Below are 17,031 nucleotides of genomic sequence, written 5' to 3' on the forward strand. Positions count from 1 at the left end.
CTTATCACCTATTATTTACGTTTATGCACTTTCATTAAGAGACCGCCTTTGATTCGTAGGGAAACGAGTGGCTCTGCTAGTACAGGGCGATCGTGCAGTTGTTGAAGATGAAAGCTTTTGCCTATTGTTGAAAATATTAATTGAGCCTCATAAGTAGCAAATTGACTTCCGATACAGCTTCGCGGTCCTCCACCAAATGGGAAATAAGCAAATGGGGCATGCTTCTCTTTCATTCGGTATAGTGAAAACTGCTCTGGATTTTCAAAGAATGAGGGATTACGATGCATAACGTAGGGACTAATCAAAAACGATGACCCCGCTTTAAATTGATACCCCATTAGTTCAACTGGTGTAGTCGCTTCTCTTAATATGACCCAGGCTGCAGGATAGAGTCTTAACGTCTCTTTAAAAAACAGATGTGTAAGATCATGTTGGTGAATACTTGATTCTCCTGCTACTTTCCATTCCTTTAAAAGCTGCTGTTCAATCTCCTCATTTTTGGAAAGTTCATACCACATCCATGATAGCACGTTTGCAGTTGTTTCATGGCCGGCAATAAGCATTGTTAAAATTTGACTTCTCACTTCTTCGCTCGAAAGAGGAGATCCGTCAGTATACGTTGATTCTTGAAGGAGTGAAAGTAAATGATCGCCTTTGGGTGTGTTTTGAATTAGCTGATCTGCCAGTTCATTTAAGCGGTTTTTTCCGAATTTGTATTGTTTATTCCGCTTTGTAGGCACAAACTCCGGTGATGGGAAAGGGAGAAATAAGTCAGCTGCAGATTTCTCGATAATATGGGTCACCGCTGTGACAAGTTCGATGCTTTCTTTCTTTGAGATATCTTGACCAAACATGGCTTTCATAATAATTCTTAGCGTTAACCTCATCATTTCTGAACTAATACAAATGACTTCTCCATCATCCCACCCATCAATAAACCGTTTTGTTTCTTCGAGGATGATTGAGATATATTGAGTCATTTTCTCTTTATGAAAAGCAGGCATCAACATTTTTCGCTGCCGTGCATGTGTTTTACCTTCTGAGGTTAATAGCCCACGCCCAATCGTTTGGCTCAATAACGAAGCAGAGCTCCCTTTCTGGAAAGATTCAGCATTCGTAACAAGGATTTGTTTAACTGCGTCAGGTTGATGCACGACAAAAGAAGAAGCACCGAGCTCTACGAAATCCGCTATATTACGGGTTTTTGATAAAAAACCTAATGGATCCTTACGAAAGGAGATATAATTCTTCAAACGTATACCAGATAACTTTTCAACACTCACGTAAACCACCACTCACTATTTTTCTCTATTATAGAAAGAACTGGATAGTACTTGCAATTTATAAGAGGTTACGATACAAAAATGCTCCCGCTAATCAGCGAGAGCATTTTTGCTTATTTGACATTAATTGCCCAGTTACCGTTTCGGAAAATCGCTTCCGTCGTCCCATCTGCTTTGACGCCGTCAATATTGAGTTCTCCAGAACCCATCATAAAATCAACGTGCGTGATGCTGTTATTTACACCGTGACGATCCAATGCATCATCATCCATATCAGCTCCGCCTTTAACACTACTCGGATAAGCTTTTCCAAGTGCTAAATGACAAGAAGCATTTTCGTCGTATAACGTATTAAAGAAAATAAGGCCTGATTGGGAGATAGGCGATTGGTGCGGAACGATCGCAATCTCACCAAGTCTCCGCGAACCCTCATCCATGTTCAGTAGATTTTCAAGCGTTTCATAGCCTTCTTCCGCTGAAAAATCCACAACTTTACCATCCTTAAATGTTAACGAGAAGTTATTGATTAAGTTACCGCCATAACTTAATGGTTTCGTACTAGAAACCGTACCATTCACCCCATATTTATGTGGTAACGTAAAAACTTCTTCTGTTGGCATATTTGCATTAAATTCAATGCCCTGCTCGGAAATGGAAGATCCGCCTTTCCATATATGCCCTTCAGGTAGTTCAATTTCCAAATCAGTACCAGGTGCCTTATAAGCAAGTTTCTTGTAGTTTCGATCATTCAGAACACCTCTTGCTTTAGCAAGAGTAGCGTTGTGATCATTCCAAGCTGCAATTGGATCTGTTTGATCGACACGCGTAATGGTAAATATTTGGTTCCAAAGCTTTTCAACAGCATCCTCTTCTGATGATTCTGGGAAAATTTTCTTTGCCCATTCTCCATTTGGGATCGCAACGATGGACCATGTGATCTTGTCGTTCATCGTATACTTACGGAAATTTTTCATTGCTTCGCCACTTGCTTTATTTGAAGCAGAAATGCGTGATGAAGCAATCCCTTTTAATAAATCAGGATTGGTGGAGCGGATTGAAAGAATAGCAGCGCCTTCTTCAGCAAAGTGATCATACATTTTCACACGCCATTCAGGGACATTTCCAAGCACATCTTGGGCGGCATTCTCATACCATAAACGGTCAAGATCGTCGTCACTCCAGTTAATATGTACAGTCTTCGCACCTATTTCGTAGGCTTTTTTTACAACGATTCGAGTAAATTCTGCCCCTTCAATAGAGGAGTTAATGACAAGCATTTGATCTTTTTGTAAATTAACCCCTCTTTTAAGAGCAAGTTCAGCATACTTTTCTAACATGATTTGTTCTGGCAACATAATTCCTCCTTCGTATCCTTACGACTACTTAAAATTTTAACAAAACAGACTCTTTCTGTCCTCTTAATCCGGATGATTTGTTTAAACTATTGGAAAGTAGTGTGAAAAATGACAAATATGACGTTCAATGATCAATGTGTTTGCGATCATACCATTACAGTATTTGGAGCGGGAGAAGTAAGTGCTGCACCGGATAGAGCGGTCGTTGTTACTGGAGTTACCACAACTTCAGAACAAGTAGCAGAAGCTCAAGAAGAAAACGCTGCTCTCATTTCCTCCATTGTATCGTCTCTTCATTCTCTCGGTATTCCATCAGAGAATATTCAAACAACCGATTATCGGATTGAAGAAAACATACGCTATGAAAACAACGTGAAGATCTTTCTTGGTTACAAAGTAACGCATCTCCTTAAAGTATACGTCGAACCAGTGAGCAGAACTGGCGCGGCAATCGATGCAGCTGTAGCCTCAGGAGCAAACGTAGTCTCGGATATTCGTTTTGAATTAAAAGATCCAACGATCGCCTACCAAAAAGCTTTAGCCATTGCGATTAAAGATGCAAAAGAAAAAGCTAAAACAATTGCACAAGCGATTGACATTGGCCTTCCACATTCACCACATCAAATTATTGAGCTTAGTTCATCGTCGCCTTCCCCACGGATGTTTAGTGACGTTCAAGCAACTCAAATTCAAACAGGTCAATTAGTGATAACCGCTCAGTTAAAAATGAGTTATCTTCTTAAATAAAAAAAGGGCGTTCTAAACGCCCTCAGCTTATTTCGTCATCGCATGTTCGACTTTAATGCAACGATCCATGATAACTTTAATATCATGTTTCTTTCCATATTCATACGCTTCTTCATTCATCACGCCGAGTTGGGCCCAGAAAACATCCGCCCCGATATCAACGGCATCTTTCATAATGTCTGGAAGAAACTCACTTCGTCTAAAGACATTAACGATATCGACATGACCTTCAATTTCTTTCAGAGAATCTACCGCTTTAACTCCAAGCGCATCATCAATCGTTGGATTAACTGGGATAATGTCGTAACCAGCATCCATCATCGCCTGAGATACCATAAAAGAGGTACGATTAGGGTTGTTCGATAAACCCACAACAGCAATTCGCTTCTTCGTTTTTAGGATGTTACCAATCTCTTTCCTTGATGGGTTTTGAATTGTCATTTACGCTCGCCCCTTTGTTTTTTTGTTTAAGTCTATTATAAAAGATGTCCGACCAGAGCAACACTATTTCGCTCAAATGCGGAGAATAGAATTCATTCCTCTTATGATCAGCTCAGGGCACACAGGGGGTGTTTTTTTCCTGCATGCTGGGCTTTATGTAAGCTGAACGACGAGAAAGACTTGCTTAATTTTGAATAAAATTTCCCCATACTTTTAATTTGAATTTCTCTGGTAACTCTGACCGGCATACTGAGTTATTCCTAATACGGAAGGGTCGCTTCTCCAGCTATACTTTCGCTTAAAATAGACTTACTTTTTCAATACCCTGCTCGGTTAGAGGCTAAAACAGTAAGTTCGCTAGTCATTCTTTCCTTCCAATCATAAAGTGAGCCACAAGGCAAAGATAACAATACGATTGACCTAGCATGGTAATTCGAAAGAAAAGATTTAATTATCCCATTTTTGGAGGTTGCAACACATGAATCCCTCATTTCCATTCCGTCCCGTTACCCAATTGCCCCCTTAAAACGATAGATAGATCGAGCAATAATTAGATTTATTCTTATTTCAAAAAATGAGTCGTTTCACGAGGATAGTTTTGCTATAATTCCTCTTAACTAGTGGAAGGGAGAAGGTAATATGTTAAAAATTCTGGAGCTAACGTCAATACACAGGAGGGACGACTGGCTTTAATGTAAATGACTCCCTCCTGTCTTTCCATTGTCAGAACTTACAATGAAAGTTGGAGGATCATGTCTTCTTTATCAACACGTAATCTGACCCTATTGTTCTGGGTACACTTTTTTGGAACGATTAGTTTTTTACAGCCTGTTTTAACCTTATTTTATGAAAAAAATGGATTAAATGAGGCAAACATTCTTGTTCTTTTAATATGCTGGAGTGGCGCTGTTTTAATAGGAGAAATCCCTACCGGTGTTTTCGCAGATCGGTATGGAGCTCGAGTGTCATTTCTTACAGGTTCCATGATTAAACTAAGTAGTATTGGTATCCTTTTACTTGCTAATAGTCTCGAAATGTTTATGCTATTTAGCGTTTTAAACGGATTATCGGTTACTTTTTTCTCCGGAGCGGACGAAGCGCTAATATACGAGTCATTAAAAAAAGATAATAAACAGCAAAAAATGGATGAAGCTATGGGAAAAATTCAATCAGCAGGATTTATCGCTATGATGATCGCTGTTCTGTTTGGGTCATTTTTTGCAAAAGACCTTGAACAAGACCAATTTCAGCTACTAATTTTATTAAGCATGGTCTCCTATATCGTTGAATTCGTTCTTTTGTTCTTTATTAAGGAGCCTTCTGGCAAAGTGAATATACCCGGAACTTCGATCGAGAATGTTTTGGAAGGTGTACGAGTGATCAAACAGGCACCGAGGCTTTTAGTTATGTTTTTGAATGTAACACTCGTCTTTATACCAACAGTTGCGGTTTTTCAAAAATTTGACCAACCTCTTATGATCGGTTCCGGACTTCCTGTATACTTTATCGGACCAGTTTACGCCGTAGGTGCTTTACTCGCATTCTTTTCTTCAAGAAGTATCGGTATGTTAAATAAAAAGCTTTCTTATTCAGTTTTAATGTACACGTCCGGTCTTCTTTCTGCCTTCGGGCTGTCGTTGGCTGCTTTATGTCAAAATCAGCTATGGATAATCTTATTTCTAGTATTGTTTTTAAGGTGGGTTGGTGCCATTCGCTATCCGATTTATTCCAAGTTAAGCAACGCCATCATTCCATCTCATGTAAGAGCGACAACGATCTCACTCTTATCTATACTTGACTCGTTATTTGACCTTGTAATTTTTTTGTTATTAATCTCTTTTGCTACGGAAGGTATTCAGGGTATTTTATTTGGTGGAGCAGCGGTAGCACTAATTGGATCAGCACTTCCAATTCAGTCACGAGAGAAATTGCGTTCCAGCCCGATAAATCGGTAAATAAATTTCCAGAATGGTTTGCAATTTAGAAGAGCCGGTGCTATTATATATTTAAACCATTTTACTATTAATATATTTAGGATTTAAATTAGCTGTAGCTTCGAAAGAGGGTAACAAAGTTAAATCCTCTTCCACAAGCTGCAGTTTTTTAATGTAAACGTATGACAATGGTAAATGGTGAATTTTAAATTATGTACGATGAGGTACATTAGGAGGCAATTTTTTATGCAAAACGGTAAAGTAAAATGGTTCAACGCTGAAAAAGGTTTCGGTTTCATCGAAGTTGAAGGTGGAGACGACGTATTCGTACACTTCTCTGCAATCAACGGCGAAGGTTTCAAAACACTTGACGAAGGCCAAGAAGTTAACTTCGAAATCGTAGAAGGTAACCGCGGACCACAAGCAGCTAACGTAACAAAAGCATAAATCGCTTTACAAGCCCCCGACGAAACTTTCGTCAGGGGCTTGTTTATTTACTATAAATATTGAGTGTCGAACTCTTCTAAGTGTTCATAACATCGGATAACGGTAGACAATGATAAAGGTGAAACATCGTTTGTCCATCTTTGTTTAGGACGTGTGCTTCGCTAATAGTATAACAACCATGAACAGCTTGAATATTTTGAAACCACACAAGGACGTCCTGAGACGTTACATGATAATAGCCATAGCTATTGAGTGAAGAAAGAAACTCCCTCTCTTTCACCAACGTTTTGGTATATGATTGAGCCCTATCTCCTCGCCAACTTGTAAAGAAGACGATGAAACGAAATTCCTTGAAATCATTTCTAACAATTTAAATCTGAATGATAGCCCACCCTTATACATTAAACAACAACGATCCAAAATAGCTACAGTGGCTGGATCGGATTCGAGGATTAGGAGATCTTTATACTTTAAATAATAACCTCGCCCGTATTCCATTTCTTCCTTTCGCCTCTTGTTAATGCGTACTTTTCAATAAGTGGAAAGCTTTTTATAAAGAATTAGCTCATCATGAATCGGAATGTTTTGCTCTCCAATTAGCGGAATTTCAGGCTTTGCTTGTCGAGCTTGATCGACTGCACCTGGAATAACTTCTTTTATCCGATAGCCCTTTCGTTGATAGAAGTTTAAAGCACTCATATTATCATTTGTGGTAATCACTCTAATGAGCGGATATTGATATTCTACTGCGATTAACTCTACCATCATCATTAATCGTGAGCCTATCCCCTGATTTTCTAAAACACTATCAAGAGAAATAATTTCAATAACACGATCATGACGCTTAAATGTGACAGCGCCAATTATTTTTCCGGTTGAACTGCAGGCTGCAAATCCCTCTAATTCGTGAAGTTTGTATGTGCCTGTCGAGATGACCATTACTGAACTTCCCCACGATTCAGTAAAGAATTTTGTTACTTGTTTTTCATACATACAAGAGAGCGGCTGAATTCGATATGTAGCAAAGTCATTTACCATCAAGAAACAGTCATTCCACTTACCTTCGTGGTATTCATGATTCGGAAGAACACCTACCTTTGTAAACCCAGCATGTTCATAACAGCGAATTGCTCTTTCATTCCATTTTTGTGGGTCCATTACAATCATAGATCCTTTTAAAGTCGTTTCAATATAATAACCGACCGATTGAACCAGATTTTTCCCAATGCCTTGATTCCAATACGACGTTTCTCCTATAAACTGATCCATACCATAAGTGCTTGTAGGAAGTGCGATTCCCTCAACCTCTACCATTAAATAAAATTGGATATAGCCAATTGGAGTATTCTTAAACAGCACCAGGCATCTTGTTTCATCGTCATCTAAAAAGAAATCTTCTAAAACTTTTTCGTACGTATACGGACGATCTTTCCCTTCATAATAAGTTAATACCGCAGGATCTGTTAACCACTTTAAAAGGTAATTCTCATCTCCGTCTTTTAGATAACGGATACTCACATCTCCTTTTTTAACAATAGGATGCATTTAGATCCTCCTAACAAATTTATCTTCTATAACTCCTTTTTACTTTATCGGAATAGCCTTACATGAATATAAATGAAAGCTGGAAAATTTTTTTAGAAAAAATACACAATAATAGTAATAATATTATTCTATTTCGGGTATACTAATAAGTTTAGGATATATCAATGTGAACATTAGTATGTTACACTAGGAGAAACTTATTAGAGATGGGATATGATAAATATATATGGGAAAATACATGATTGACCACCAAAAACAAATTGTCCATAGGACAGCTTACGCTGGTGATGAATGTCATTTACCCGATACTCCGATTAAAGACCGAACTGAAGCCAATCATGAACAAGAATTGCTTGTTTACTTAAGGCAAAAAGGATACAGTAAATGTGCTTCATGCTTTTTTGGCTCAACCTTTGAAGAATCTTATCAATTCGAGAATCCACATAGACATGCATAAATATGGATGAAGATAAAATAAATGAGAATAAACTTATTCTAGAGGCGAGGATGCCGCATCCTTGCCTCTTTTCTTTACTTATCAACCTTAACTAACTGAATAACAACTTGATGTGATTCACGTCGATAATAGTCGGTTTGTTTACTATTGATCACCTTCCATCTTTAATAACTTCTTTAATTGTTAGCGATTTCACGATATAATGCAATTGGTCGCTTTTTTCTGAACACTTTTTTTATTCAAGAGTTTGTATTTTCATGTTACATAAAAGGAGTTGATATGTTATATTCATAACTATGTTTTTATAAAAATACGTTTGGTTTGATAGAAAATCCGTTGCGAAACGACAGAGGTGACACTACGTGAACAGCACTCATCAAAGAAAAGTAACTTCAGAAGGTTTATTAAAATTCATAATTCCATCTCTCATTGGTATTTTCTTATTCATGATTCCAATCCCCAATGATGAAGGTGTTACCATTCCAATAGCGAAAATGGCTGGTTGGTTACAAGGCTTATTTGGAACAACCATTCCTTTTTCTCTATCCGCTCTTATGACGATCATTATTACGATAACTGCTTTACTAAGTGCCTATGCAGTTATCACAAAACCCAATTGGATTACGAAACGTCCATTTCTCACCAGTCTTCTTCAAGTATCATGGGTCTGGGTAATCGCTCGAGTTCTGGGCATGGCTTTTGCCATCTTAACTCTTTATCAGGTTGGTCCTGAATGGATTTGGTCAGATGCCACTGGTGGTTTGTTACTAAATGATCTTATTCCAATTCTCTTTTCTGTATTTTTATTTGCAGGGCTGTTTTTACCACTGCTCTTAAATTTCGGACTGTTAGAATTTTGCGGTACGCTTCTTACAAAGATAATGAGACCGATCTTCACACTCCCTGGTCGCTCTTCGATCGATTGCCTTGCATCATGGATGGGCGATGGAACGATTGGTGTATTATTAACAAGCAAACAGTATGAAGAAGGCTATTATACAAAACGTGAAGCAGCGGTTATTGGGACGACCTTCTCAGTTGTTTCGATTACGTTTAGTATTGTCGTACTTCAACAAATGAAGCTTGAGCAATATTTCATTCCCTACTATTTAACGATCGTACTAGCAGGCGTTGTAGCAGCGGTTATTATGCCTAGAATACCGCCTTTATCGCGTAAGCCAGATACTACTTATGAAACTGCGGCTGAAGCACCGGATGACACGATTCCAGAGGGGCACTCGCGTTTTCAATGGGGCGTCCTTCAAGCAACAAAGACTGCTGAAGATAATCGCGCTTCAAATGTCATTAAAGGCGGCGTTCAAAATGTACTCGACATGTGGATGGGTGTAATTCCAATCGTAATGGCTATTGGAACAGTTGCTTTAATTATTGCTGAAACCACGCCACTATTTAGTTATCTTGGTGCTCCATTCGTTCCGATTCTTAATTTAATGCAGGTCCCAGAAGCAGCTGAAGCAGCTCAAACTATGGTAATTGGATTTGCAGATATGTTTTTACCAGCGATTATCGGTGCAGATATTGAAAGTGATTTAACCCGCTTTGTAATTGCCAGTCTTTCAGTTTCCCAGCTCATCTATATGTCTGAAGTTGGTGGTTTATTGCTAGGTTCTAAAGTACCTGTTCGATTTATTGATTTATTTATTATTTTTCTAGAACGTACGATTATTTCACTACCCATAATCGTAGTAATGGCACATATTATTTTTTAACGGGAAAAACCGGGACAAATTTGTTCCGGTTTTTTTATTTTTTCTTTTGATTGTTTTATAGTTTTTTAACTAATGTTCTTAAAATATTTTATATCTAGTACGGTATATGAAATTTTATGAACCATAAAATAAAACAGCGGCAGTTAAGCCGCTGTTTCGTTTTACTTATTAAAATTAATAACAATTTTTCCTTTCGCATGATGCGATTCGCTTAGCTCGTGTGCTTTTTGAATACCTTCTTGACTGAACGGAAAACGATGACCAATTGTTGCTTTAATATGACCATTTTCCATCAAAGATGCGATCTCTTTCAACTGCTCTCCATTTGGCTCAAGCCATACATTCCCAGATCTAACGCCTTTTTCTTTTGCTTTCTCCTGGTCAGGTTCTCCTACGATTGAAACAAGGCGACCTCCACCACGCAAAACATTAAAACTTTTTTCTTGTATGTCTCCTCCCATTGTATCAAGGACGACATCATACTCTTCTAATTCTTCCGAGAAATCTTGCTCCCGATAATTAATAACTTTGTCAGCGCCAAGTGATTTTAAATAATCTTCATTCTTACCACTTGCAGTAGTAGCTACATAGGCACCCTTATATTTTGCAAGCTGAATGGCAAAGCTTCCTACACCACCAGCACCAGCATGGATCAATACTTTTTCACCCTTTTGAATATCAGCAAAATCAATTAAACATTGCCACGCGGTTAATCCTACAAGTGGTACAGATGCTGCTTCTTCATAAGAAATACGATCAGGAATATGGGCAAGCAAATGATCATCTACGACAACTTCCTCTGCATATGTACCATTTGCTGTTGTTGCCGGTCTGGCAAATACTCGGTCGCCTTCTTTGAACCCTTCAACAGATGAACCGACTTCTTTAATCACGCCAGAAATATCCCACCCAAGAATAATAGGAAAGTTAAAAGGAAGCATCTCTTTTAAATAACCTTCTCTTAATTTCCAATCAATCGGGTTAATTGAAGTTGCATAGCTCGTTACCACAACCTGATTTTTGTCCGGCGTTGGTGATGCCACCTCTTTTTCAACTAACTCATCTTTACCGCCATATTGTTCGATTACAACTGCTTTCATAGTAGAAAACTCCTTTCAATCAATGTCTCTCTACTATGTTCCCTTTCTTTCCTCTTTTCTAAACAGTCGAACTGTCGATACGATCAAATTTAGATAAAGTAATCAAGTTTTGGACAGTTAGTATTCCCTGCCATTCTTTTTTAGCAATTTCCCAATGATTTTCAAATTGTCCCCATGCCCAGGTTGGTTCCCACCTTCCATTCTCATGCTGACTTTCAATTAAATAATCTAAATTCACATTCAATTCCTGATTAAGTTCTTTAGCAAAAGGCGATTGGACAGAGTCCACCAGGAAAAGAGGCTGAACTCCATATTGATCCCATTTTTCTGGACGATCCACAATGTATGATAATTTCTTTTCAATCTGCTTATGAATCTCTTTCTGGACATCTACGCCTGCTAGCCTTCCTAATCGTAGATAACATTGCACCTCATGAATTTCATATTCACTTAATTGACTAAGATGATCCATTACCTTATATAACATCTCTTTTGAGACATGATGGTCCACGTTATAGTGGAGGAGATATCCAACGATCTCAGCGTCAGGATTAGCAAAATAGGGGGATTCCTTTTCCGATACATGCCACCACGGTGCATGCGGAACATCATTCACAAGATTAGGTACCGACTGCCAATCTTTCCTATCCTCTCGAAAAGTTTTTAGGAAATAGTTCGTACCGTCAACAATAAATGGGTGGTCAGCGTTTACTCCAAGTTCGTTGAGATATTGAAATGCTACCGTTGTGGCTAAGGGAGATGATTCTTGCAAACGAAAATCAGGCTCAATATAATTCCCAAAACCACCATCTTCATTTCTGAAAGCTTCAAGTTCGTGAAGAACTCTCTCTTTGTCACCATTCCCTCTCCAGTATGCGAAATACTCCCGGTCGAGCGGTCTTGCATGTAGCTCTATAAATTGACTTGCTTTTTCATACTGTTCCTCTGATAAGATTTTCATATTTATCAATCCTTTCAATCTTTTCCTCACTTAAGCTATTTCTGGACGATATTTTTATCTCCTGCCTTCTTGAAATTATGACACTAAATAAGTAGAGTAATAGAAAGAAAGCGATTTCGAAAAAGGAGGATGTTTATGAATATCATTATCATGGGAGCAGGTGCACTTGGTACATATTTTGGATCCAGATGGATAGAAAGCGGTGCGAACGTGTCGTTTTTTGTACGTGAAGGAAGAAAAAAACAAATAGAACGTGAAGGATTACAGGTTACAAGTGTAAAAGGTGACACAAGAATCTCATCTCCTACACTTTTGACAAACCCTTCTCAAGCTTCTTCACCTGATTTAGTATTGTTAGGAGTAAAAGGATACCACCTTGGTGAAACAATTCCAGTACTTAAAGAATTTGTAGCAAAAGGAGCAAAGGTACTTCCCATTCTAAATGGTATTGAACATATTTCCATTCTAAAAGAAGAGCTTGGGGAAGAAGTCGTTTTAGGTGGATTATCTTATATTATTGCAACGCTTGATAACCGCGGGTATGTCAATCATACAAGCGAACTCCATGAATTGATATTTGGTCCACTCCATCCATCACAAAAAGAAATTTGTGCAACATTAAACGAAATAAATGAACGTGCGAATTTCAACTCACAATTAACTTCTACCATCGAAGAAGAAATGTGGAAAAAGTATATGTTTATTTCAGCTATGTCTGGTATAACCACAGCTGGAGATATACATACAGGAACAATTCGTGCTATACCTGAAACGCTAAAACTTGTTGAGAATGTGATGATGGAAATCAAAACTCTTGCTTCCTACTACGATGTTCACATTAATCAGGAAGATATCGATCGTCGTATGAAATCATTTCACTCCCTACGGTACGAAGCAACATCGTCAATGCATCAAGATAAAAGAAAAAAAAATAACCTTGAAGTTGAACACCTTCAAGGTGGTGCGTTACGTCTTGCGGAAAAGGTAGAGTTGAAACTTCCTTATACGGAAACGCTCTACGGATTAATAAAGCCTTTTGAAACGCAAAACATTTAAAGCCAAAAAGCGAGGAGAACCCTCGCTTTTTTTACGCTTTCACACTAGATTTTGATAAAAATAGCTTTTTCGGATTTTCTTCAAATAAAATAGCTATCGTTTCTTCCGATATACCCGCCGTCTTCAATTTAGGAATTATCTCTTCAAAAAGATACACCGGCTGCCAGTTTGCCATGATTTTTTCGACTTGTTCCGGTAGAACAGGGGGACGTCCCATCCAGTAGTTAACGGTATCATGTGAAAGCATAATTTGTTTTTCATATCCGCTATTCAGTAATCCAATTAACGTAATGAGACGCTCTTTATCGTAAGGCGCGCCGACGAGTCCCTGTATCCCAAAACGATCGAACCCGATGTTCACTCCCCATTCTAATGTTTTTAAATGGTATGCGGCATCTGTATTGCCACACATATGACCGATGATAATGGACTGTGGATTTACGCCATCTTCCACAAGCAGCTTTGCTTGGTCAGGACCCATTGTCCCTTCCTGAGTGTGGGTTAATATTGAAATACCGGTTTTTTTATGAACTCGAGCAGCCGCTTTAAAAAACATCTTCTCATAATCCGTTATCTGATCTTTACTGGACGCTAACTTGATAATACCTGGTTTAATTCCAGTCGTTCCAATGCCGTCTGTTATTTCTTTTATAAACATTTCGTAAATATCTTCTTCCGCTGTACCAAGACCTTGCCTAAATTTGAAATAAGGCGTTGCTCCTTCTCCTTCATAGTAGTAACCTGTCGCACAAATAATTTGAAGACCAGTCTCTGTTGATATTTTCTGAAGAAGCTCTGGATTTCGCCCACATTCATTTGGTGTTGGATCTACAACGGTTTTCACACCATGTGCCATAACATTTTCAGCCACTGAAATCCCAACTCGAAGCGCCTCCTGAAAATCAAAAGCACCAAGTGAAATATCCCCACTAAATCCAGGATAACCAAAAGCAAAATGTTCGTGAACTAGTGTTTTTCCCAGCTGATCAATCGCGATTGGTCCAGTAACCGTTTCGACTGTTTCCCCCACCTTACTTCACTCCCTCTGCTTTTTGACGTTCGTTATCCTGTAGCTTTCTCCATAAAATCTTACCACTACTCGTTGTTGGAAAAGCGTCCATAAACTCAATCATTCTTGGGTATTTATAAGCAGCCATCTGCTCTTTAGACCATTCGATAATCTCTTCTTCTGTCACTTTTCCTTTATCATCTTCATTCAAAATGACGAAAGCTTTCACTGTTTCGCCGCGCCTTGGATCCGGTACACCAACGACACAAGCTTGTTGAACTGCTGGATGCTTATATAAAATTGATTCTACTTCTGTTGGCCAAACTTTAAAGCCTGAGGCATTGACCATGCGTTTCACACGATCAATCATAAAGAAGTATCCCTCTTCATCATAGCGACCGATATCTCCTGTTCGGAAAAAAGACTTTCCATCAAGTTCAATGAACGAACTGCGGTTTTCATCGTCACGATTGTAATAGCCATCAAACACCTGTGGACCGTTCACAATGATTTCGCCAGGCTCACCTGGACCGAGCTCCTTCATTGTATTTGGATCGATGACACGTGCATCTACATCGAACGACGGTACACCAAGACACTGAAGTTTAGGAAAATCTGGTGGGTTGAAATGCGTATGAGAAATCGTTTCAGATAACCCGTATCCTTCAATAAATCGTAATCCAGTTAAGTTGTATAATTTCTCTCCAACCGCCGCTGGTAAAGGCGCGCCTCCCCCAGCTAGTATTTTTAATGATGAAATGGAGTAGTTTGGTAGATTTGGATTCGAAAGAAAATCGATTAGCATCGTACTAATATTCACCCAATTAGCAACTTCGTAGTGTTCAATGTATTTCGCAGCCAAATTGCGATCCCAACGCGTCATAATAACCATTGGTGCCCCGCTATAAATCGGTGCATGCATACTATGAAGCATTCCGGTTACGTGAAACAATGGAAGCGTTACAAGGTGCATGCCATCCGCGGTAATATTCATCCACTGAGATGCGCCTACCGCATTCGCTTGTAAGGTGCGATTCGGATGGATACACCCTTTTGGTAAACCTGTTGTACCAGAAGTATAGGGCATAACCGCAACGTCATCGATCGTACGTACATATTCTCCAGGTACATTCGAATGATGAATCGCATCTTCCCACGTATAGTGGTTCGGTTTATCTACTCTTTTTGCCTCTAACGCCACTTCCGCAGGCATATCACTTTCATTACCAGCATAGTGAGAATAGGCTGCCGTAATCACATTAGTAAGAGTTGTTGTGTTTACTAAAGGCTCTACTTTCTCATATAACTCCTGACCCACAATAGCAGTTTTAATTTCGCAATCTTTAATATAAAAAGATAGCTCTTCTGCTGTTAACATAGGATTAATTGGGACAACGACGGCGTTAGCTCTTAAAATTGCATAGTAGCTAATTATGAACTGTGCTGAATTTTGCATAAAAAGAAGAACATTTTCTCCTTCTTTTACCTGCAACTGTTCAAGAAAGGCTGCAGTCTGATCGACTTCATGAAGTAACTCTTTATACGTCATCTTTGCTCCATAATAAAGAATCGCTTCTTTATTAGGATAACGTTTAGCAGATACGGTGAGGTTATCATAAATGGTTGTTTCAGGAATGGTTAGTGAATAGGGTACTCGTTTTGGCCAGAATTGAAAATGATTTGTTTGCATCTTGTTAGATCCCCTTTCAATTTCTCTTAATTTTCCACCTTCACAACTTTTCCATCTTCAACTGCTCCAATAGCAGGTTTCCAGTCAAATGCACCACCATTATAAATACCTGTTAAGTGCCAAACCATCTTTTCATCAGGTAGTGATTGGATAGCGGCATCCATACTCTCCATAATCTTCGTTGGATCTTCCACCGAACCTGATTCAGACATGGCATTGACAATGACATGCATCGCTTGATAGTTAAATGCACCTTCAGCAGTTGGAATTCGATCAAAACGTTCTTTGTATTGGCTTATAAACTCTTCTGCACCTGGCGCATCGCTATCAATAATTGGTAGTGCTCCAATTGTTCCCTCTAACTGATCAAGTCCACCTAGTACCGGCTCAATTTCCTCAATTTTTGCTTGGTCCATCAGCATAAATCCACCTTCAAAGCCTAATTCTCTAGCTTGTTTAATAACGAGGGCTGTTGGCTGTGATGGTCCCCCTACAAAAAGCACGTCAGGATTGTTGCTTAATGCTTTTGTGACAATTGAGAAAAAGTCAGTATCTTTACTAAAATCAATGGACCCTTCAAAAACGACTTCCCCACCATTCTCTTCCCAAACTGGTTTTAGTGCTTCTGTCCAGTCTTTTCCGTACTGAGATGAGGTTGGTAGCATTGCAATTTTCTTACCATACCGTTCCATTTGATAGTTTGTAAAAGCTTCAGGATATGCGCTGTACGCAGGGGGAATTCCTAAAGTAAGTGAATTATCCTGTTCCATAATTTTGGGTTCACTTGTATAGGCTGCGATTAAAAATTCTTCTTGTTCATTAAATACTTGGGTTGCGAAAACACCACCGCTATGTGGAACAAAAACAATCGGCGTATCATTTTCTTGAACAAGCCTTCTTGCGTTCGTTCCTGTTTCATTAGGCAAATACTGATCATCAAGCGTTACGAGGTTAACCCCGTATTTTTCGCCATCCACTTCAAAGCCTTCCTTGTTAATTTCATCTACAGCCATCTCTAAACCACTCAACGTATTCTCTCCATAGTAAGCTGCTGGTCCACTTAAAGGGCCACTAAATCCAATATTTACAGTATTTTCGAATGTCGTATCTGCACTTGTATCCTTGCTCGTATCTTTCGGTTCGCTTGTATTTGAAGCCCCTTCATTGCTAGAGTTACTAACAGAATCTGCCGCACATCCCGCCACTACGACCATGCCGATCAACATCACCATGTAAACAAAAAGCTTTATCCCGATTCTCATTGTTTTCCCCCTAT

At 38.9% G+C, this 17,031-nt stretch carries 14 protein-coding genes; 5 read left to right on the top strand and 9 right to left on the bottom strand.

What is annotated here, in order from left to right; all coding sequences use genetic code 11:
• Positions 1–11: 11 nt before the first annotated feature.
• A complete protein-coding gene (locus LCL91_RS04895) occupies positions 12–1,283 on the bottom strand; it encodes a cytochrome P450 (RefSeq protein WP_224880484.1) in 1,272 nt (423 codons plus the stop codon).
• A 113-nt stretch (positions 1,284–1,396) separates the two neighbouring features.
• Positions 1,397–2,638: an aminopeptidase gene (locus tag LCL91_RS04900; protein ID WP_224880486.1), complete on the bottom strand. Its 1,242-nt coding sequence runs from the start codon at positions 2,636–2,638 to the stop codon at positions 1,397–1,399.
• Between the two features lie 108 nt (positions 2,639–2,746).
• On the opposite strand from LCL91_RS04900, the gene LCL91_RS04905 reads away from it, so the two are divergent.
• Positions 2,747–3,385: an SIMPL domain-containing protein gene (locus tag LCL91_RS04905; RefSeq protein WP_224880488.1), complete on the top strand. Its 639-nt coding sequence runs from the start codon at positions 2,747–2,749 to the stop codon at positions 3,383–3,385.
• 27 nt (positions 3,386–3,412) lie between these two features.
• Here the strand turns inward: LCL91_RS04905 and LCL91_RS04910 are convergent, their stop codons facing one another.
• On the bottom strand, positions 3,413–3,826 hold the full coding sequence (locus LCL91_RS04910) for a CoA-binding protein (RefSeq protein WP_224880489.1): 414 nt from the start codon (positions 3,824–3,826) through the stop codon (positions 3,413–3,415).
• 752 nt (positions 3,827–4,578) lie between these two features.
• On the opposite strand from LCL91_RS04910, the gene LCL91_RS04915 reads away from it, so the two are divergent.
• Together LCL91_RS04915 and cspD are read left to right on the top strand one after the other, a co-directional pair.
• Positions 4,579–5,781 (top strand): MFS transporter, encoded by a 1,203-nt coding sequence (locus LCL91_RS04915; RefSeq protein ID WP_224880492.1) that lies wholly within the window; start codon positions 4,579–4,581, stop codon positions 5,779–5,781.
• 225 nt (positions 5,782–6,006) lie between these two features.
• Positions 6,007–6,207, top strand: a complete 201-nt coding sequence (cspD, locus tag LCL91_RS04920) for a cold-shock protein CspD (protein ID WP_048309367.1) — start codon at positions 6,007–6,009, stop codon at positions 6,205–6,207.
• Between the two features lie 531 nt (positions 6,208–6,738).
• On the opposite strand, the gene LCL91_RS22190 is transcribed toward cspD, so the two are convergent.
• A complete protein-coding gene (locus tag LCL91_RS22190) occupies positions 6,739–7,752 on the bottom strand; it encodes a GNAT family N-acetyltransferase (RefSeq protein ID WP_369522935.1) in 1,014 nt (337 codons plus the stop codon).
• 819 nt (positions 7,753–8,571) lie between these two features.
• Here LCL91_RS22190 and LCL91_RS04935 point away from each other — a divergent pair.
• Positions 8,572–9,939 carry a YjiH family protein gene (locus tag LCL91_RS04935; RefSeq protein ID WP_425589656.1) on the top strand — a complete coding sequence of 456 codons (1,368 nt, stop codon included), beginning with the start codon at positions 8,572–8,574 and terminating at the stop codon, positions 9,937–9,939.
• Between the two features lie 161 nt (positions 9,940–10,100).
• Here LCL91_RS04935 and LCL91_RS04940 read toward each other — a convergent pair whose 3' ends face one another.
• Together LCL91_RS04940 and LCL91_RS04945 are read right to left on the bottom strand one after the other, a co-directional pair.
• Positions 10,101–11,039: an NADP-dependent oxidoreductase gene (locus tag LCL91_RS04940; RefSeq protein WP_224880494.1), complete on the bottom strand. Its 939-nt coding sequence runs from the start codon at positions 11,037–11,039 to the stop codon at positions 10,101–10,103.
• 58 nt (positions 11,040–11,097) lie between these two features.
• Complete coding sequence (locus LCL91_RS04945; protein ID WP_224880496.1) at positions 11,098–12,000, bottom strand: hypothetical protein; 903 nt, start codon at positions 11,998–12,000, stop codon at positions 11,098–11,100.
• A gap of 135 nt (positions 12,001–12,135) precedes the next feature.
• On the opposite strand from LCL91_RS04945, the gene LCL91_RS04950 reads away from it, so the two are divergent.
• Positions 12,136–13,056, top strand: coding sequence for a ketopantoate reductase family protein (locus LCL91_RS04950; protein ID WP_224880499.1), 921 nt, complete (start codon positions 12,136–12,138; stop codon positions 13,054–13,056).
• A 31-nt stretch (positions 13,057–13,087) separates the two neighbouring features.
• Here the strand turns inward: LCL91_RS04950 and LCL91_RS04955 are convergent, their stop codons facing one another.
• From LCL91_RS04955 to LCL91_RS04965, 3 genes are read right to left on the bottom strand one after another with little or no spacing between them, the layout of a single operon-like run.
• Positions 13,088–14,086, bottom strand: a complete 999-nt coding sequence (locus LCL91_RS04955; protein ID WP_224880501.1) for a phosphotriesterase family protein — start codon at positions 14,084–14,086, stop codon at positions 13,088–13,090.
• Position 14,087: 1 nt separating this feature from the next.
• Positions 14,088–15,755 (bottom strand): long-chain fatty acid--CoA ligase, encoded by a 1,668-nt coding sequence (locus tag LCL91_RS04960; RefSeq protein ID WP_224880503.1) that lies wholly within the window; start codon positions 15,753–15,755, stop codon positions 14,088–14,090.
• A gap of 26 nt (positions 15,756–15,781) precedes the next feature.
• Positions 15,782–17,017 carry an ABC transporter substrate-binding protein gene (locus tag LCL91_RS04965; protein ID WP_224880505.1) on the bottom strand — a complete coding sequence of 412 codons (1,236 nt, stop codon included), beginning with the start codon at positions 17,015–17,017 and terminating at the stop codon, positions 15,782–15,784.
• Positions 17,018–17,031: the final 14 nt, after the last annotated feature.

This window comes from Guptibacillus hwajinpoensis, from assembly GCF_020171785.1.
In the GTDB taxonomy this organism is placed as follows: domain Bacteria; phylum Bacillota; class Bacilli; order Bacillales; family Guptibacillaceae; genus Guptibacillus; species Guptibacillus sedimenti.

Coding starts and splice junctions, on each gene's coding strand:
- LCL91_RS04910 (WP_224880489.1), bottom strand. CDS start 3,826: ATGACAATTCAAAACCCATCAAGGAAAGAGATTGGTAACATCCTAAAA.
- LCL91_RS04945 (WP_224880496.1), bottom strand. CDS start 12,000: ATGAAAATCTTATCAGAGGAACAGTATGAAAAAGCAAGTCAATTTATA.
- LCL91_RS04965 (WP_224880505.1), bottom strand. CDS start 17,017: ATGAGAATCGGGATAAAGCTTTTTGTTTACATGGTGATGTTGATCGGC.
- LCL91_RS22190 (WP_369522935.1), bottom strand. CDS start 7,752: ATGCATCCTATTGTTAAAAAAGGAGATGTGAGTATCCGTTATCTAAAA.
- cspD (WP_048309367.1), top strand. CDS start 6,007: ATGCAAAACGGTAAAGTAAAATGGTTCAACGCTGAAAAAGGTTTCGGT.
- LCL91_RS04900 (WP_224880486.1), bottom strand. CDS start 2,638: ATGTTGCCAGAACAAATCATGTTAGAAAAGTATGCTGAACTTGCTCTT.
- LCL91_RS04960 (WP_224880503.1), bottom strand. CDS start 15,755: ATGCAAACAAATCATTTTCAATTCTGGCCAAAACGAGTACCCTATTCA.
- LCL91_RS04950 (WP_224880499.1), top strand. CDS start 12,136: ATGAATATCATTATCATGGGAGCAGGTGCACTTGGTACATATTTTGGA.
- LCL91_RS04915 (WP_224880492.1), top strand. CDS start 4,579: ATGTCTTCTTTATCAACACGTAATCTGACCCTATTGTTCTGGGTACAC.
- LCL91_RS04905 (WP_224880488.1), top strand. CDS start 2,747: ATGACAAATATGACGTTCAATGATCAATGTGTTTGCGATCATACCATT.
- LCL91_RS04940 (WP_224880494.1), bottom strand. CDS start 11,039: ATGAAAGCAGTTGTAATCGAACAATATGGCGGTAAAGATGAGTTAGTT.